13 protein-coding genes are annotated in these 17,145 nt (G+C 60.3%); 1 reads left to right on the plus strand and 12 read right to left on the minus strand.

Annotated features, from left to right (window positions below):
* Positions 1-142: 142 nt before the first annotated feature.
* The 10 genes from AB4136_RS03715 to AB4136_RS03760 all read right to left on the minus strand — a co-directional run bounded on the left by AB4136_RS03715 (position 143) and on the right by AB4136_RS03760 (position 11,986).
* Positions 143-1,636 (minus strand): fumarate hydratase, encoded by a 1,494-nt coding sequence (locus AB4136_RS03715; protein ID WP_036254121.1) that lies wholly within the window; start codon positions 1,634-1,636, stop codon positions 143-145.
* A complete protein-coding gene (locus tag AB4136_RS03720; protein ID WP_024924982.1) occupies positions 1,633-2,541 on the minus strand; it encodes an HpcH/HpaI aldolase/citrate lyase family protein in 909 nt (302 codons plus the stop codon). The genes AB4136_RS03715 and AB4136_RS03720 overlap by 4 nt, the downstream gene beginning before the upstream one ends.
* Entirely contained in the window at positions 2,538-3,677 is a 1,140-nt protein-coding gene (locus AB4136_RS03725) for a CaiB/BaiF CoA transferase family protein (protein WP_024924983.1), read from the minus strand. The genes AB4136_RS03720 and AB4136_RS03725 overlap by 4 nt, the downstream gene beginning before the upstream one ends.
* Positions 3,677-4,939 (minus strand): methylaspartate ammonia-lyase, encoded by a 1,263-nt coding sequence (locus AB4136_RS03730; RefSeq protein ID WP_024924984.1) that lies wholly within the window; start codon positions 4,937-4,939, stop codon positions 3,677-3,679. Before AB4136_RS03730 ends, AB4136_RS03725 begins: the two co-directional genes overlap by 1 nt.
* On the minus strand, positions 4,936-6,387 hold the full coding sequence (locus tag AB4136_RS03735; protein ID WP_024924985.1) for an amidase: 1,452 nt from the start codon (positions 6,385-6,387) through the stop codon (positions 4,936-4,938). The genes AB4136_RS03730 and AB4136_RS03735 overlap by 4 nt, the downstream gene beginning before the upstream one ends.
* Positions 6,388-6,670: 283 nt before the next feature.
* The gene (locus tag AB4136_RS03740) at positions 6,671-7,981 is read right to left on the minus strand and encodes a branched-chain amino acid ABC transporter permease (protein ID WP_024924987.1); all 1,311 of its coding nucleotides are present in this window, start codon (positions 7,979-7,981) and stop codon (positions 6,671-6,673) included.
* Positions 7,978-8,988, minus strand: coding sequence for a branched-chain amino acid ABC transporter permease (locus AB4136_RS03745; protein WP_024924988.1), 1,011 nt, complete (start codon positions 8,986-8,988; stop codon positions 7,978-7,980). Before AB4136_RS03745 ends, AB4136_RS03740 begins: the two co-directional genes overlap by 4 nt.
* A 5-nt stretch (positions 8,989-8,993) precedes the next feature.
* On the minus strand, positions 8,994-9,674 hold the full coding sequence (locus AB4136_RS03750; RefSeq protein ID WP_036254119.1) for an ABC transporter ATP-binding protein: 681 nt from the start codon (positions 9,672-9,674) through the stop codon (positions 8,994-8,996).
* A gap of 223 nt (positions 9,675-9,897) precedes the next feature.
* Entirely contained in the window at positions 9,898-10,680 is a 783-nt protein-coding gene (locus AB4136_RS03755) for an ABC transporter ATP-binding protein (RefSeq protein ID WP_024924990.1), read from the minus strand.
* A gap of 112 nt (positions 10,681-10,792) precedes the next feature.
* The gene (locus AB4136_RS03760; RefSeq protein WP_024924991.1) at positions 10,793-11,986 is read right to left on the minus strand and encodes an ABC transporter substrate-binding protein; all 1,194 of its coding nucleotides are present in this window, start codon (positions 11,984-11,986) and stop codon (positions 10,793-10,795) included.
* Between the two features lie 268 nt (positions 11,987-12,254).
* On the opposite strand from AB4136_RS03760, the gene AB4136_RS03765 reads away from it, so the two are divergent.
* Positions 12,255-13,190, plus strand: a complete 936-nt coding sequence (locus tag AB4136_RS03765) for a LysR family transcriptional regulator (RefSeq protein ID WP_024924992.1) — start codon at positions 12,255-12,257, stop codon at positions 13,188-13,190.
* 174 nt (positions 13,191-13,364) lie between these two features.
* On the opposite strand, the gene AB4136_RS03770 is transcribed toward AB4136_RS03765, so the two are convergent.
* Together AB4136_RS03770 and AB4136_RS03775 are read right to left on the minus strand one after the other, a co-directional pair.
* Complete coding sequence (locus tag AB4136_RS03770) at positions 13,365-16,328, minus strand: autotransporter domain-containing protein (protein WP_171020975.1); 2,964 nt, start codon at positions 16,326-16,328, stop codon at positions 13,365-13,367.
* A 213-nt stretch (positions 16,329-16,541) separates the two neighbouring features.
* A complete protein-coding gene (locus AB4136_RS03775) occupies positions 16,542-17,048 on the minus strand; it encodes a MarR family transcriptional regulator (RefSeq protein WP_137901089.1) in 507 nt (168 codons plus the stop codon).
* Between the last annotated feature and the right edge of the window lie 97 nt (positions 17,049-17,145).

Below are 17,145 nucleotides of genomic sequence, written 5' to 3' on the forward strand. Positions count from 1 at the left end.
TGCTCGTACAACAATTGTTCAGCCTGCACGCAGAGGAGATTACCTGCCAAGCAGAGGCCCAATTTTTCTATGCTTGCCCAGAGGTCGGCGCTGCGAACCAGCCAAATCAGCGATACGCTCCGACGACTGTCTTGAAACGAACCTACGACCGGCGCCACTTTGCCGGACCCGTATCATGGATGGATCGACCGCTGGCATCGACAGCGACGATGACCGGCATATCCTTTACTTCGAATTCGTGGATCGCCTCCATCCCCAGGTCTTCGAATGCCACGACCCTTGCGGAACGAATGGATTTCGAGATCAGGTAGGCCGCACCGCCGACAGCGATCAACGAGGCGGCGCCATTCTTCTGGATCGCCTCTATGGCACCGGGTCCACGCTCTCCCTTGCCGATCGTAGCGAAAGCCCCGCCCGCACCGAGGACCGTACCCATGAACGGGTCCATCCGGTTTGCGGTCGTCGGCCCGGCCGGGCCTATGATCTCGTCTCCTGCGGCGTCCACCGGTCCGACGTAGTAGATCACCCGCCCTGCAAGTGGAACCGGAAGCGGGTCTCCAGAACTGAGAAGTCTGGTAATCCGGTGGTGGGCGGCATCACGGGCAGTCAGCAGCTTTCCTGAAAACAGCAGGGTTTGGCCTGCGCGCCACGACTGCACGTCTTCGCGGGAGAGTGTGTCCAGGTCGACCTGTCGAGAAACAATCCCGGTTTGGTCGAGGACGACCTGCGGCCAGTCATCCGCGCATGGTGCTTCAAGCTCCGCGGGTCCAGATCCGTCCAGAACAAAATGAACATGTCTGTGCGCCGCGCAGTTGGGAATCAGCGCGATGGGGAGGGAAGCAGCATGAGTGGGCTGCGTAAGGATTTTGACGTCCAGTACCGTGGTATTTCCACCAAGACCCTGAGCCCCGATACCGAGAGCGTTCACGCGGTTATATATTTCAAGGCGCATCTCATCGAGCCGATCCGCAGCTCCCCTTGCCACGAGCTCATGCATGTCAAGTGGGCTGAGCAGCGCCTTTTTCGCCATGAGCATGGCGCGTTCGACGTTGCCGCCTATGCCAATTCCGAGCACGCCTGGCGGACACCAGCCAGCTCCCATGTGCGAAACTTGATCCACTATCCAGGAAATAACGTCATCACGCGGCAGCAGCACGGCGAACTTTGTCTTGTTCTCAGAGCCGGCCCCCTTCGCCACGGCAAAAACCTCAACCGTGTCGCCGGGAACCAGCTCCACGTGAACAATTGCAGGCGTGTTGTCGTGCGTGTTGCTTCTGCCGAAGAGCGGATCATCGACTATGGAAGAACGCAACGGATTTGCATCGTCGCAATAGGCAGCCCGTACACCGTCGTTGATGATGTCTTCGAGCGCGCGGGTTGTATCGATGCGGACATTCATGCCGACGCGCAAGAAGACGCTGGCAACACCCGTATCCTGGCAAATGGGCCTCCGGCCTAGGAGTGCCATTCGAGAATTGACCAGGATTTGGCCCATCGCACTCTTGGCGAGTGGACTTTCTTCACGCTCCCATGCCGCGGCGAGATGACGGACGAAATCCCTTGGATGGGCAAACGAGATCAGTTGGAAGGCATCCCTGATACTCTGGCGGAGGTCGTTTTCGCGAATGACGATCATCTGCCTGTTCCGCAAAGCGCGCGACTTTGTGTAGACCCTGCCAATTCCAGAATTCGAAAGGCGCGAGCAGCGACGGGCCAGTCGATCATGGTGCCGTTGTAGGCTACGGCGCCATGGCCGTTCCGATTCCCAGTTTCGAAATGGCGTATTATGTTTCTTGCGTGCTCAACTTCCTCCTCACTTGGAGCAAAAACTTCGTTGAGGACCGCGGCCTGGGCCGGATGTATGCAAAACGCACCTGTCATTCCCCACGACCGTGCCGCCATCGCACCAGCGCGGAACACTTGAAGATCGCCAAACTGCGTGATGCTGGCCCCGAGCCCAAGCGGCTGGCAACCAGCTTCAGCCGCAGCAACAATCAGCATATGCTTGTAGGTCGCCAGGGTGCTGGACTCGACTGAACAGCCAAGTGCCAGCGCCAAATCCTCATCACCGAATGCAATGGCCGCCACGCGGGCTGCTGCGGCGATCTCCCGCAAGCGGAACAGGCCGCCGGGTGTTTCAACCAAGGGTACGAGAACGGTAGCACCGCTGGCACGGCCGCACCCCTTTTCCGCTTTGCCGAGCAAATCGGAAAAACGGTTGAGGCTGTCAGCATCTTCCGCCTTGGGAACGACGATACCGTTTGCACCGGCCTGGATCGCCGCCATCACATCTGCTTCACACCGATCCGGGAGGTTGTTTATTCGAACGAGCAGGTCGCAATCATGCCATTCGTTCCGGGCGAGCGCGGCAGCGAACCCATCGCGCGCTGTGCTTTTTTGAGCTTCGGGAACGCTGTCTTCGAGATCGACAACGACAGCATCGGCACCTCTCTTTGCCGCGCCGGCAAGCAGGCGAGCCTGGTTGCCCGGCACGAACAACAGCGACCGCCATGCGCGGCGCACTTGCACATTCCCTGTCATGCGCTCAACGCCGTCGCGAACTCGCGTCGCACCGCCGCCGTATGTTCGCCGAGTGGCGGGACCGGACGGGCATGGAACGCGATGGCGTCCTCGATGGCAGCCGGCGCTATGACGCGGATTTCGCCAGTCTCCGTAGCCACCTCGACAAACCGCAGGTGGGGATGGGCAGACGCCTCGTGAAGATCGTTCAATCGGCCATAGGCAATGCCTGTGTCTTCAAGGCGCTGAACGGCCACATCAACATCGAGCAGCGAGAAGCGCTCCGCAATCAGTTGGTCGAGTTCAGGGCGATTGGCTACCCTGCTGCTGTTATCTCTGAACCGGGGATCGCGCGCGAGGTCCGGCAGTTCCAGGAATTGCTCACACAGCAGTCGCCATTCCCGCTCGTTCTGAATGGAGAAGATGACTTGGGAGCCGTCGCTGCAGGCGAATGCTCCGTAAGGTGCGATGCTTGGATGAGCGACACCGCTCCGCGAGCTCACCTGGCCGCCATAGAGGTACTGCAATATTGGAACATTCATCCAGTCGGCAATGCTATCGAACAGCGACACCTGGATCGAACGCCCCCTGCCGGTACGGTTCCGGGCAACCAGCGCCTGGAGGATTGCCGCATGGGCTGTCATTCCGGCAGATATATCACAAACCGATACCCCCACGCGGGCCGGCCCCGCGACGGTTCCGGTTATGGCGCATAGGCCGCTCTCTGCCTGTACGATAAGGTCGTAGGCCTTGAGGCCGGCGCGTGGCCCTTCGGTGCCAAATCCGGTAATATCGCAGGTAATCAAGCGGGGGTTCTCGGCGCGGAGCGAAGCGGAACGAAGACCAAGTTTATCGAGCGCACCGGGCTTGAGGTTCTGGATGAAGACATCCGCCGACAGGATCATCGTCTTCAGCAGCGCCGCGTCGGCCGGGGACTTCAGGTCAAGACAGACCGATTCCTTGCCCCTGTTGAGCCAGATGAAGTATGCGCTTTGCCCTTCGACCAATCGATCGTAGTGGCGAGCAAAGTCGCCGCCATCCGGCCGCTCGATCTTTATGACCCGTGCGCCGGCATCCGCGAGGCGACATGTCGCATAAGGTGCCGCGACCGCCTGTTCGATCGCTACGACAGTCAAGCCTTTGAGATCATCCTGCATCAGTGATCCTGCCCTCTAACGTTAGCTGCCTCTTTCCGTGTCAGTTCAGCGAGAAGGCGCGATTGTTCGTTGCCGACGATCGAGATCGCCTCGTCGACACCCATGCCTGGCTTGGCAAGGATCATGTCGGCGCCGGTCGCTACTGCGATGTGGACTGCTATGCGGGCCGAAAGATCGGTTTCGACGCAGCTTCCTCCCAGATAGGCGCCGATGCCGTGGCGCTTGCAAAGCAGCACGGCCTCTGCGCTGTCGGCGATACTGCCCACATCCGGCATCTTGATCTGGATGAGGTGAGCGGCACCGGCCGAAGTGAAGGCTCTGACGTCATCGAGCGTATTGCACCATTCGTCGGCGACGATCTTCGCTCGACATCCTTTTCGAGCAAGCGCTTCCATAATCATGATGAAGCCGTCGATCTGACCTTGGCGGCTGCCGAAGTCGGCAGGGCTTTCAATTTGGAGATCGAAGGGCGCCGCGCGCTCCGCGGCTTGCGCCATGAAATCCGCGATCCGATCGACATCGAGCCCGAGCCCGAGCCCCACCCATCCGTAGACGTCGAAATGGAGTACCGGCTTGTACGCAGGTTGGCCGAGCCGCTCGACGCGTCGCGCGACCCAGTCCACATATTCAAGGAACACTTCTCCCCGCTCGCCAAACTTGGAGCGGGAATTGATAAGGCCATGCGGCAGAATATCGACTGATTTCAGGATCATCTTGTCGACGTTGTTGCGCCGATCGTCGCCGCTTTGTGCGTAAATCGGGACCCGCCTCGCGACGACTGGACAGGAGAATTCCGCCGCCACGACTTCGGCCATCGTCACCTTGCGCGCCGCTGCAGCAGCAGCCAACAGCGCCTGGCTTGCGCCATATTCGATCGAAAGTGGCAGGCGCTTTCCGCCGGGAAGAGCGGCCAAAACGACCCGGCAGGCAGCCCGAAAGTCCGTGACGTCCAAACCGTTCAGCCGCGGAAGTAGAACCTCTTCACACAATCGTTGGGCGGTGACGGGATCGAACAACGGGTCGCGCCCGCCTGCTCCGGCGTACTGAACGCTCATCATGTCGCCCCAAGCCGTCGTGCCCTGGCCGAGTACAAGCCCTATGCCAAGCGAGGTGCCAGGCTTGCGGACAGTGTCGAACCCCGGGGTGATCGGCGCGCCAAGGTAGACGAAGCCGTCTGTGTCACGACCCGCGCGGATGGCGGCCTGGTCATCGTAGAAGAATGCGCCCATGCCTGGCGCGAAGATAACGTCCTTGACTATCATGCGTGTTGCCTATTTTCGATCTGATCCTGTCGTGTGCTCGTCCGTGGCGGATCCGAGAAGAGGTCGGGTACATCGAGGTGCCAGTCCGTGAGGGTCTGGAACAGCATGCCGATTTCGATGAGACGAGCCTCCGAGAACGGACGGCCGACGATCTGCATTCCAACGGGCATTCCATTGCGGTCGCGCCCACACGGCACTGTCAAAGCAGGCACGCCGAGATAATTGAGCCAGCGGGTCCATCGGGTCATACGGCCGACGAGATCAGGCATTGCGCCCAGCAATTCCTCGTCGGTTTCCTCGACAGTCGGAACGGCAACCCCGACAGTCGGCACAATCAAGGCATCGACCTTCGCAAGCGTCTCCTCGACAAATCGCTGGAGCCACAATTCCCGCTGCGACAGAGCGTCAATGTAGGTCGCGGCGGACACGAAGTAGCCAGGTTCGATCCTCCGGCGAATATGGGGCGTATAGTCAGCGCCGCGCTCCGAGAGGCGCCCGCGATGGACGGCGGCGGACTCGGCCTTCTGGATAACGTCTGCGAGCTTGTGCAAATGACTGACATCGGTAAGTTCGACATCGTCGATCGCAACGCCAGCTCGTTCGAGATCGAGCGTGGCGCCCGTGAGCGCGATCAGCACGTCGCTATCTACATCGCTGACATCCTTCGGAAAACCAAGCCGAAGTTTGCCCGGGTCGGCCGCGCGGCCATCAAAAACACCATTGCCCGCGAATGCGCCCGAAAGCGCAGTGGGATCGCGGAGATCGCGACCTGAAGCGGCCGCCATCAGTATTCCGCAGTCCTCGGCGCTGCGGGCTAGTGTCCCGACGCAATCAAGTGATGGTGAAAGCAACATCGCACCGGCACGGCTGAGCTGTGCCTGTGTAGGCTTTAGCCCCGTAATGCCATTGACCGATGCCGGGATGCGCACCGAACCACCGGTGTCAGATCCGAGTGACGCCGGCACGATACCGGCACCCACTGCGGCTCCAGATCCTGCCGATGAGCCTCCGCTGATCCGCTCGGGATCGCGCGCGTTGCGGCAGTGTCGAAAGGGAGTGTTGTGTCCGGTGGGACCAAGTGCGAACTCGGCCATCGAGAGAAACCCGACCGTAACCGTTCCCGCCGCTTCAAGGCGATCAACTACGGTCGCCGCGGTTTTGGCCGGGACCTCTTGTGGTATGCGAGATCCATAAGAGGAACGATGCCCCGGATAGTCGAACATGTCTTTGTGAGCGAGAGGCACCCCGCAAAGAGGCTTTGTCGCTTTCTCCTCGCTGGCATTGTCGATCTGCCTGGCGAGCAGGGCCGCGGACTCAGGGTAAGTCGCACGGAAAGCATTCAAACGAGGCTGCCATTTATCAGCGGCGCCGAGTGCACGGCCGACGGCTTCTTCCGAAGAAATCCTGCGTGTCTTGATGGCGTATGAAAGTTCCGCGAGCGTCTTCATTGACCGACCTTGGAAGCGTAAAACGTCATTGCGCGCAGAAAGGACGAAGGTTCGGCATGAGGGGGAAGCGGCGTTCTCGATACTGCTGCCGAGAGCTCCGATGCCTCCCTGCTCATAGCCTCGATCCGGTTCGGTGACAGACGTGACAGGATTTCCCCGTCGACGGCGACACCCGCAATGTTGTTGTCGTGCTGCTCTGACATTTGGCTTTCGCTCGCCTGCTGCTGTTCCAGGACCGGGGTTGTCTAAATGCGGTATCGGATTGTTGATCTGGTTTTGGCGTTTAGCCCTTCGCGGGCACCAGCCCCGCTGGCCGGAATCGCATCACCAGGAGAAGTACCAGGCCCACGATCGGCAATCGCGTCTGCACCGCCGCGTCGAGCAGATGCTGCTTCAGCGGTCCATCATCCAGCAACGCGGTTGCGGTTCTGAATAGTGCGGGACCAAGACTTTCCGCCTCGTCCCAAACGAGCATGACAATCAGTGCTCCCAGCACGGAACCCCAGTTGTTCCCAGAACCGCCCAGGATCACCATGGCCCAGATCAGGAAGGTGTAACGAAGGGGATCGTTGTAGCTCGTGGGGGAAAGCAACCCGTGCAGCGTCACATACAGCGCACCCGCAACGCCGATCACCGCCGAGCCCAGTATGAAAACCTGCAAGTGTCGGCGCTTAACGTCTTTGCCCATCGCCTCAGCCGCGACCTCATTGTCCCGGATCGCCCGCATCATGCGACCCCAGGGCGACTTCAGTGAAAGCTCGGCGAACGTAAGTACGATGATGAGCACAGCCGTGAAAAGTCCCGCGAAACACAGTCCGACAAAGACCGTGGAACCGGCGCGGACATCCATGCCCACCGATTGAGCGAGTGAGGCGAACCACGGCTGTTGTTGCAAAGCGACTTCTTCGGGCACTGGCCATCGGCCAATATTGGTGACGTTCTTCACGCCGCGATCTAGCCAGTCCTCATTCATCATGATCGCGATGACGATCTGGCTGATGCCGAGCGTCACGATGGCGAGATAATCGGAGCGTAGCCCCAATGCGATTTTTCCGACTGCGAAAGCGGCGGCTGCCGCAAGCACTCCTGCAAAGAGCCAGGACATAGGGATCGGAAGACCCATACCGCCGATATTGCCGGTAGATGCAGGCGTGATCGCTTCGACCGAAATTACCGCCGGATCGAAGATGGTGCGAAACGCGACCAAGCCGACAAGCAACACTGCAATCATCGCACCAATGCGCTTAGGGCCTCGGGCCATCCGGCTGCGGATTTGGGTGGCGATGAAGATGCCGACAGCCCCGAGAACCAGCGCAAGCAGAATGGCAGGCGTGCCTGCTGACCAGGCGGCGGCATCAAACGGCTTCGAGACCAGTATGACCGCAAGTCCGCCCAAAGCAAAAAAGCCTGCTACGCCGACGTTGAAGAGGCCAGCATATCCCCACTGCATGTTCACGCCGAGCGCCATGATTGCAACGATCAGACTATCGTTGAGGATGGTTATGGCCAAAGACCAGCTCTGGAAAATACCCGCAAGCAAGTAGAGCGCGGCGACAGCCAGGAAAAAGAGGGTCGAACGAAACGTCGAACTCATAGCGATTTCCCCCTAAATAGCCCCGTCGGTCGAAGCAGAAGCACAATCACCAAGATCGCGAAGGAGACCGCGAACTTGTATTCGGTGGCCAGAAGCTGGACGAGCCCGTGCGGGGCCAGGTCCGCCGGCAGCATGTAGCCGAGTACCTTGCGCCATGCGTAGGTGAGCGTGACTTCGGAGAACGCGACGACGAAACCGCCGGCGATCGCACCAACCGGATTGCCGAGCCCTCCGACGACCGCAGAGGCAAATATCGGCAGTAGAAGCTGGAAGTAGGTAAAGGGCGCAAACGACTTGTCGAGTCCGTAGAGCACGCCGGCAACGGTGGCGAGTGCCGCGACGATCAGCCAGGTAACCATCACCACGCGTTCGGGATTGATGCCTGACAGGAGGGCGAGGTCTTCATTGTCGGAGAACGCACGCATCGACTTGCCGGTACGAGTGCGGTTCAAGAACCAAAACAGGAGCGCGACCACGACGACAGCCGTGACAAAGGTAATCACGCTGGTCGTGCGCAGCGCCAATCCCTCCTTGAGGCCGGTCATCTCGCGGAACTGGATCGTGTCGATGATAAATCGCTGCCCATCGGCGAAATTGCGGTCCTGCACGCCAATAATGAAGCGGGTCACCCCGTTCATAATGAACATGACCCCCATGGACACGATGACCAGCACCACCGGAGCGGTCTTCTTCTCACGGTAGAAACGATAGACAGCGCGGTCGGTGAACAGGAGAAGCGTCGCCGTGATGAGAATTCCAAAGGGAAGTGCCAGCAGTGCCGTCGGCAGTGGGCCTAAGCCAATTCCCTTCGACTGAAGCCACCACGTTATCAGGACTGTAATCGCAGTCCCGAAAGCCATGGTGTCGCCATGCGCGAAATTCGAGAAGCGCAGTATTCCGTAGATCAGCGTCACACCGAGCGCACCCAGAGCCAGTTGCGATCCGTAGGACGTCGCCGGGATGACTACGAAATTTAACAACGCAACCAGAGAGTTGAGGAAATTCATGTCGCTCAGCCCCCCAGGAAGGTCTTGCGGACATCCGGATCGGCGAGCAGCGCTTCTCCGGTGTCGGTGTAGCGATTGGCTCCCTGGACGAGCACATAACCCTTGTCGGCGATGTTGAGCGCTTGGCGCGCGTTTTGCTCTACCATCAGAATAGAAATGCCCGTACGGGACACTTCGATGATGCGATCGAAGAGTTCGTCCATAACGATAGGCGATACGCCCGCCGTCGGCTCATCGAGCATCAACACCTTGGGTTGTGTCATCAACGCGCGGCCAACCGCAACCTGCTGGCGCTGTCCCCCTGAGAGTTCTCCAGCCGGCTGGTGACGCTTGTTCTTGAGTGCCGGGAACAGCTCGTAGATCTGGTCCATCGTCGACTGGATTGCATCGCGACGCAGGAAGGCACCCATTTCAAGGTTCTCTTCGACCGTCATCGACGTAAAAATGTTTGACGTCTGCGGAACAAAAGCCATGCCCTTGGCAACCCGATCCTGTGGCGACAGGCCGGAGATGTCCTCGCCATTGAGCTTCACCTGGCCGGCGCGAAGCTTGAGCATGCCGAAGAGAGCTTTCATGGCGGTCGACTTGCCGGCACCGTTCGGTCCCACGATCACCGCCACCTGGCCCTTATTCACCGAAATGCTGCAGCCTTGGAGAATGTCGACTGTGCCGTAACCGCCTGTCATCGCAGAGCCAACGAGGAATGGCGCACTGGCACCACCTCCACTCTCGGCCGCACCCGTCGGTTGACCGAGACCGGGGGTAGAGTGTTGATCAGCGCGCAACTGCGAAGATCCGCTATCAGATGTCATGGCCTTCGTTCGGTCAGAAATTGACATCAGACGCCAAAACATTCCGGAAACGAGCGAGCGCTGCTTTACCTCGCCGGGCTTCGAAAGGACGGTCGCGTCAAGCATGGGCTTTGACCTTGTTCTTCAGGCCCCGGCCGAGATAAGCCTCAATGACTGCGTCATTCTCCATGATGTGCGCGGCAGATCCTTTGGCGAGCACCTTACCTTCGGCCATGACGATGACGGGGTCGCAGAGCCGGGCGATAAAATCCATGTCGTGCTCGATGATGCAGAATGTGTAACCGCGCTCCTTGTTGAGCCGCACGATCGCATCGGCGATGGTGTTCAGAAGACTGCGATTGACGCCTGCGCCGACCTCGTCGAGAAAGACGACCTTGGCGTCGACCATCATGGTGCGTCCGAGTTCGAGCAGCTTTTTCTGCCCGCCCGAGATGTTCGCGGCCTTTTGATGCGCCAGGTGCGAGATAGTCAGGAAGTCGAGCACCGCATCGGCCTTCTCCGCAAGCGCGCGTTCCTCTTTGGCGATCTCGCGTCGGCGGAACCAGGTGTTCCACAGTGTCTCGCCCTTCTGGTTGCTCGGGACCATCATCAGGTTTTCGCGCACTGTCATCGCGCCGAACTCATGCGCGATCTGAAAGGTCCGCAGCAAACCGCTGTGGAAGAGCTCGTGAGGCGACAACCCGGTGATGTCCTCACCGTCCATGAAGACGCGGCCGGAGGACGGAGGCAGCCTTCCAGCGATAACGTTGAAAAGCGTGGTCTTGCCCGCGCCATTCGGCCCGATCAGACCGGTGATCGAGCCTTTGGCGATCTCCAGCGAGGCCCCACGCACGGCTTGGAACCCGCCAAAGTTTTTGTGCAAGTCTTCGACGATAATCATGCGGACTACTTTCCTTCCGGTCCCTCGCTTCTCGCCGGCAAGGCGGCAAGCGGGGCCAATTGGCAGGTGAACGGCCGACATGCGGCCGTTCAAACGACACCAGGTTAAGCACCTATTGCGCGTAGTAGTCCGTGACTTGCTTGCCGTCTTTGATCGAATAGACGCGGTAGCTTCCCGCGGATTCGCCAGGCTCGACGAGCTTGACGCCCGTCGCGCCTTCGTAGTCGATTGGCTTTCCCTCGGACAGAAGCTTCAGCCCTTTTGCGATTTCACCGGGGTAGATTTTCTCGCCGGGGCCGTTCGCGACCGACATCACCTTGTCCTTGAAGTCGGCAGACTTCGGCGATTTTGCCGCCTGCATGGCAAGAAGAATGAGTGCCATCGCATCATAAGTCTCGCCGGTATATGACGAGGTACCGTCGAAACCCGCAGCCTTGGTCATCTCCAGGAACTTTGCATGACCAGGGCTGTCGATACCCGGCACATCCCCAAAGGAGCCGTTCATCGGCTTGCCGATCGCCTTCAGAAGGCTATCGCCATACATGCCATCGGGCAGATAGAATTTGTCGAAGGCTCCCGCGTCGAGAGCGCCCTGGATCACACCCTTGCCGCCCTTGTCGACATAGCCTGCGACTACCAGCATGTCGCCTCCGGCGGATGCAAGCGTGCCAACCTCGGCCGAATAGTCGGCCTTGCTGTCCTCGTGAGGCACGGTGATCGTTACCTTGCCACCTGCTTTTTCATAAGCAGCCTTGAAGCTGTCGGCGAGACCCTTGCCGTAGTCGTTGTTGGTGTAGGTCAGTGCAACCGACTTGACGCCGCGCTTGAGAATTACGCTGGCCATGACTTCGCCCTGCCGCGCATCGGACGGCGCGGTGCGGAAGAACAAGCCGTCGTCCGGAGCGGTGGTCAGGGCGGGGGAAGTGGCATCGGGCGAGATCATGACGATGCCGTTGGGACGAGCAACCGATTGCAGAACGGCTCCCGTCACCCCCGAGCAGTCCGGGCCAACGATCGCGGCCACGCGCTCCGACGTTATCAGCCGCTGAGCGGCCGCGATTGCCGCGGCGCTATCGATGCAGGTTGAATCGCCAGTGACGATTTTGACAGGTGTCCCGGCGAGAAACGTCTTCGAGTTATTCGCCTCCACAACCGCCATCTGTGCCGATTTCTCCATCGAAGGCACGATCGATTCCAGCGGGCCCGTGAAGCCCAGTTCGACACCAATTTTAACCTCCTCGGCGCTCGCAATCGTAGCTGTTGCGAGCGTGCCGACGGCAACAAGACTGATAAGTGCTTCTTTCATTTAGTCCTCCCACGGTTATTGATTTTGTTCCGCTGGCCTTGCAACCAGCGTCGCTATCGCCCGAACTGAGCGCGCGTTAAGGCTCGACCCCACCAAAACACCCGCATGCGCCTTGGCTCGGGTAAATTCACGTTCTTGTCGTCGTGTTTCGCGATACCTAATATTGATGCATCTACAGACGCAAATAGCGTTTCGCGTAGGCGCCCATCTTGAATCGATATGGCAAATGTGGTTGCTCGGCGCACTGAGTGCTGCTGCGAGGTTAGGGATGGACATTCGCCAGTTGCGGTATTTTGTCGGGGTGGCGGAGGCGGCGAGTTTCTCGCGAGCAGCGCTAAGGATGAATGTGGCCCAGAGCGCGCTCAGCCTTCACATTCGGCGCATCGAGGAGGATCTCGGTGTCGACCTTTTCATTCGAGAACCGAAGGGGGTCAGGCTGACGTCGGCTGGCGTGAAGCTGCTCGATCACGCCAATATCATCCTGCGCCAGCTCGCTTTGGCGCAGGACGAGCTAAAAGCGGACAGGGGAATGCCAGCCGGAACGGTCGCCATCGGCGTTCCCTCGGGCGCAAGCCGCATTCTCGTCAATCCGCTCCTCGAGGCGGTTCACAGCAACCTGCCCCGCGTCACGATTCGTATCGTGGAGGCAATGACGGGCTACCTGCGTGATTGGCTGAGCATGGGCCGGCTGCACATGGCGGTCACCTACGCCAGGTCCGATGCCGAGGGTGCCGAACCGATCCTGGCCCAGGAGGATCTGCATCTTGTTACGCCGACAAACTTCGAGCATCCGGCCGCCACGATCACGCTGGACGAGATCGCGAAACTGCCGCTACTGCTTCCCACTGGCAGTCATAGTCCGGCAAGCATCATAGGCGAAGTGGCGCACAGTCTCGGTGTGACGATCAAGATCGAACTCGAAATCGATTCGCTCTGGAGCATCCTCGACCAGGTCGCAAACGGTCACGGGTTTTCCATTCTTGCACCTTCGGCGTTTCTGCCGGAATGGTCTGCCGGACGCGTACGCGGACTGCCAATTGTCCAGCCGATCATTTCCCGCACGGCAAGACTAACTGTCGCGCACAAATTTGCCGACGACGCGGCGACGCAAGCCGTCGCCCGCCAGATTGCCCAGACGTGTAGTCAACTTGTGCAGTCCGGAGATTGGCCAAGGCGTCTGCCGAACAATGACCGTCGTGGTTAATTTACCTCCTAACAAATCCAGATTGTTTCAATCTAGGAACAATATTTGTAGCGGCGACAAGCCTATGTGGGCCTCATCTCCCAGACCCGTTGAGTGTTGATATCCTGCGTGGCATTCGCAAGAGCGCTTCGATTAAGTAGCCAAACTGAAAGAAGCCCGCCCTCGATCGGCTCGCTAGAAACTGACATTCAAATCGGCTCTGACGCCATGGTCGCGAGCGTTGGCGGCGAGCTGGCCCTGGTATGAGATGCCGAGGGTGGCTGTCGGTGTCAGCGCGACGTCGAGACCTGCCTCCAGTGCGGTGCTGTCACGGGCGATCGGCACGCCGGCGATGGTGAAGGCGCTTGAGCCGGCGAAGGCCTGCGTGATCGTCGGCGTGACATCGCCGAAACCATGGCGCCAGCCGAACATGCCGCGTGCTGTCGTCTTGACGGCGCCGAGGTCGAAGTCGGTCGAGGCGCGAATGCCGAAGGTGGTGAAGGTGACGGCGTTGGAGCCGCCACGGACGGCGAGTGCCGCGGCACCGCCCTTCTCGGTGAAGCCGCTGGTATGGACATTGACATAGGCAAGGTTGGCGAAGGGCTCGAAGGCGACGTTGCCTGCCTTCATGCCATAGCCGAGTTCGCCGAAGATCTGCGTGGTGCCGGCGCGATGGCTGGAGGAGAGGCTGTCGGTGAAACCGGGCAAGGATACCTGGCGGCCGCTGTCGATATTGCTCCACGTATAAGCAAGGCCGGAGCGCAAGGAGAGCGCACCCCATTGCGTGCCGCCGTAGGCGCCGAGATGGTAGTTGTCGCTGGAGGCAGATGACCGTCTGTCATCGACTTTGAACGAAGAATGGCTGTAGCCGGCGAGGAAACCCAGCCGCCAATCGTCGGTGACGAGACCGTCGATGCCGGTGACGAAGCCGCCGGTCGAGCGCGACAGTTTGGCGGCATTGCCGTCGCTGTCGCTCGAACCCCATGAACCGAAGGCCGAACTCCAGGCGCCGTAGCGTTCACCGGAACTAGCAGACGCCGTCGCCGAACCCGCTGGCGCGATCGAAGCCGTTGCCTCCAGCGCGGCATTGCCCTCTGCCGCCTCGCCATAACCCATCAAAGGCAGCGGTGCGGCACCAACCGTCTCGAACGCCGAACGGAGCCGATCGTTGATCGCATCGCGTATCAGGCGGCTGTCTTCGATCAGCCCAGTCACCGTCGAGGCATGCACCTCACCCGACAGGCCATCGAAGGCGGAACGGGCTTCATTGGCCGACAGCGGAAGCAGTTTGTTGTAGAGCGCCAAGGACGGCCCGCTCTGCTCCAGGCTGTCCAGCGCGCCTGCCGCCTGCTTGCGATTGAAGGTGTCGGCCACAGTGCCGAACACCAACTTACCACCTGGATCGCCCCCAGGATTACCACCTGGATCACCGCCAGGGCTGCCGCCCGGGTCGCCACCTGGATTGCCGCCGGGGTCGCCACCTGGATCACCGCCAGGGCTCCCACCTGGGTTGCCATCGGGATTTGAACCCTTGAGGGCGATCTTCAGATCGGCCGTATTCGGCTTTTCCACGACGGTGGCATCGAGGAAGGCTGAATGCGACAAAACCGTCGGATCGAACTTGCCGGTGACACCACCGGCAGCGGTCAGGATCGTATAGGTCTGGCCGTTCTTGTAGCTGGTCTCGGGATCGAGCGCGGTGACTTCGACCTTGGCGCCGTCGACAGAGGCCAGTCCGCTCGTCACGATGCGGTCGCTGGCGCCGTTGCCGGCGATCTCGACCAGATAGGTCGACCCGGGCGCAAGCGAAAGGTCGCCGGCGACGGTGAGTGTGCCGATCGAATTGCCGGGCGAAATTGTCGCCCCGGAATCGAGATAGGTCGAGCTGACGGAACCGGTACCCGCGAGCGTCGCGCCGGCGTTGACCGTGACACGGCTGGACGAGGCGATGGAGCCGTTGACCGATAGTGTGCCGGCGCTGACGACGGTGCTTGCCGTGTAGGCGGCAACGTCGCTGAAGATGAGCTTCCCTGCGCCAGTTTTGTGAATGCCGAACGCACCGCCGTCTTCGACGATCATGCCCGCATGTTCGGCCGATCCCGACGCGACCAGGAATTTCGCGACGCCGGTCAGATTGACGGTGTTGCGCAGTTCGATCCCAGAGGCGAAGTCGAGCGTCGTGGCGTCCGCCATGGTTACTGTGCCGGTGCCCAGCGCATTTGCGTTCTCGATGCGGATGACGCCCCCTCGGAAATCGGTGCCGCCGCTATAGGTGCTGGCGCCCGACAGGGTCAGCGTGCCGACGCCCTGTTTGATCAACTCGACCCGGCCCGCGCTGTCTTCGATATGACCTGTGAAATCTCCACGGCTGCGTACCACCACTTGCGACGTCGTTTCCGCCGCGCTGTTGGTGATTGTTCCGGCCCCATCAAGGACCAGCGCCGTGACGCCATCGTTCCCATTCAGGTCGTAACGCCCGGAGTCATAGAGATACAACCGACCACGCGACGTCGACGTTCCAAAACCGCTGTTGCGTCCAAGCCGGAGCGTCGAGTTGTATATCGCCGTGAGGGAGTTTTCGCCGACGAACGCAGCGGCGTCGATTTCGATGGTACCTCCGCCGCTGAATCTCAACGAGCTGTCGTGACCGGCGCCGACGCGGCCCATGAACCCGCCACTATCGGCAATGAGATGCAATGTCTCGTTCGGCATCACCGAGACGATGGAAGTGCCCGCATTGTCGGCCTGCGTCAGGCTCTGAAGATGAAGTTCGCCGCCCTTGAGGAACAGGATACCTCCTCCATCGGCGAAAGAGAGGCTGCCGGAGCCCAGCGCCTGAGGCGTTGCCAGCTGAAGCTGCCCCCACCCGCGGACGCGCGTCTCCCCGGTATAGGTATTGATGCCCGATAGAAGCAGTTGCCCGAAGCCGATTTTCTCGATTCCGTTCGAACCTGTGATGGGGCCGGACTGGACAGCAATTGTGCTGTTGGAAGCATCGAGCACGACATTGCCCGCATTGGTATCGATGGGGGCCGATCGGACCTCTCCCGACGAATAGGTGATGGTTTCGGCATACGCCTGCAGGCACATGCCCATACTCGCTGCCGCCAGCGCCGTTGAAGCCAGAAGATATCCGGCGATCTTGTTTGGTCCGATCAATGCAATCCCCGCGCTGTGCTTTCCACGAGGCGCAACACGGCTCATCCGCTCGCGCACAAGCGCGAGCAGGGGTCGGGTTGAACCTTGCGGCGGTGAGCCTCTTGAAGAGGTCCGAATTCCCTAGCGAAAACAGGGCGCGGGGTGCAGCCGCGATTAGTTGCAATTTTTCGGTTATCTCGCCTGCACGGTGGCTGGCCGGCTAAACTGCCGGTGTCAGACCTTGGCGGGTGGAGCAAAGACGAAGCCGTGCTGGCGCGCTATGTCCGCGCGGGCCTGCAGGAATGTGCGGCCGATTTCTGCCAGCCGCTCGGTCGGCACCAGCAGCAAGCGGCGGCGGTCGTTCTCGTCGGGCAGCCGGCACAAGGTGCCGGAGGCTTCCATGTCGTCGATATGGCGACTCACCGTTGCCTCCGTGGTGAACAGCTGGAAATGCGTCGCCAGTTCCTTCAGCGTGATGGGGTCGCCTTGCAGCCAGCGAATGGCCACCATGGAGAAGATCATGTCGGCCTCGAACACGCTGCGCCAGGGATGTTTCAGCATGCCTTCCTTGATCATGCGCCGGCGAAACTCGCTGCGCCACGCCAGCCAAGCGACATCGACGGCAAGCGCTGCGCGCTGTTCTTCGGTCAGCACGCGCGAGGGTTCTTCGGTCAGAGCCGCGTCCAGCAGTTGAGCAGCCCCTTCCGACGAAGATTTGGACGCCGTAGCGATCGATGCCATTTGGGACTGGTCTTTGTTGCGGGTGTTCATGAAGACTTACTAACGCTGCAAGGACCCGGTTTCTTTGCCCACAGGGACACGCAATCTTGCGCAGAGT

It is taken from the genome of Mesorhizobium sp. 2RAF21 (assembly GCF_052115345.1).
In the GTDB taxonomy this organism is placed as follows: Bacteria; Pseudomonadota; Alphaproteobacteria; order Rhizobiales; family Rhizobiaceae; genus Mesorhizobium; species Mesorhizobium terrae.

Excerpts from the sequence above, each read along its gene's own strand:
- AB4136_RS03715 (WP_036254121.1), bottom strand. The coding sequence starts at position 1,636 with ATGATCGTCATTCGCGAAAACGACCTCCGCCAGAGTATCAGGGATGCC.
- AB4136_RS03720 (WP_024924982.1), bottom strand. The coding sequence starts at position 2,541 with ATGACAGGGAATGTGCAAGTGCGCCGCGCATGGCGGTCGCTGTTGTTC.
- AB4136_RS03725 (WP_024924983.1), bottom strand. The coding sequence starts at position 3,677 with ATGCAGGATGATCTCAAAGGCTTGACTGTCGTAGCGATCGAACAGGCG.
- AB4136_RS03730 (WP_024924984.1), bottom strand. The coding sequence starts at position 4,939 with ATGATAGTCAAGGACGTTATCTTCGCGCCAGGCATGGGCGCATTCTTC.
- AB4136_RS03735 (WP_024924985.1), bottom strand. The coding sequence starts at position 6,387 with ATGAAGACGCTCGCGGAACTTTCATACGCCATCAAGACACGCAGGATT.
- AB4136_RS03740 (WP_024924987.1), bottom strand. The coding sequence starts at position 7,981 with ATGAGTTCGACGTTTCGTTCGACCCTCTTTTTCCTGGCTGTCGCCGCG.
- AB4136_RS03745 (WP_024924988.1), bottom strand. The coding sequence starts at position 8,988 with ATGAATTTCCTCAACTCTCTGGTTGCGTTGTTAAATTTCGTAGTCATC.
- AB4136_RS03750 (WP_036254119.1), bottom strand. The coding sequence starts at position 9,674 with ATGACAGGCGGTTACGGCACAGTCGACATTCTCCAAGGCTGCAGCATT.
- AB4136_RS03755 (WP_024924990.1), bottom strand. The coding sequence starts at position 10,680 with ATGATTATCGTCGAAGACTTGCACAAAAACTTTGGCGGGTTCCAAGCC.
- AB4136_RS03760 (WP_024924991.1), bottom strand. The coding sequence starts at position 11,986 with ATGAAAGAAGCACTTATCAGTCTTGTTGCCGTCGGCACGCTCGCAACA.
- AB4136_RS03765 (WP_024924992.1), top strand. The coding sequence starts at position 12,255 with ATGGACATTCGCCAGTTGCGGTATTTTGTCGGGGTGGCGGAGGCGGCG.
- AB4136_RS03775 (WP_137901089.1), bottom strand. The coding sequence starts at position 17,048 with ATGGCATCGATCGCTACGGCGTCCAAATCTTCGTCGGAAGGGGCTGCT.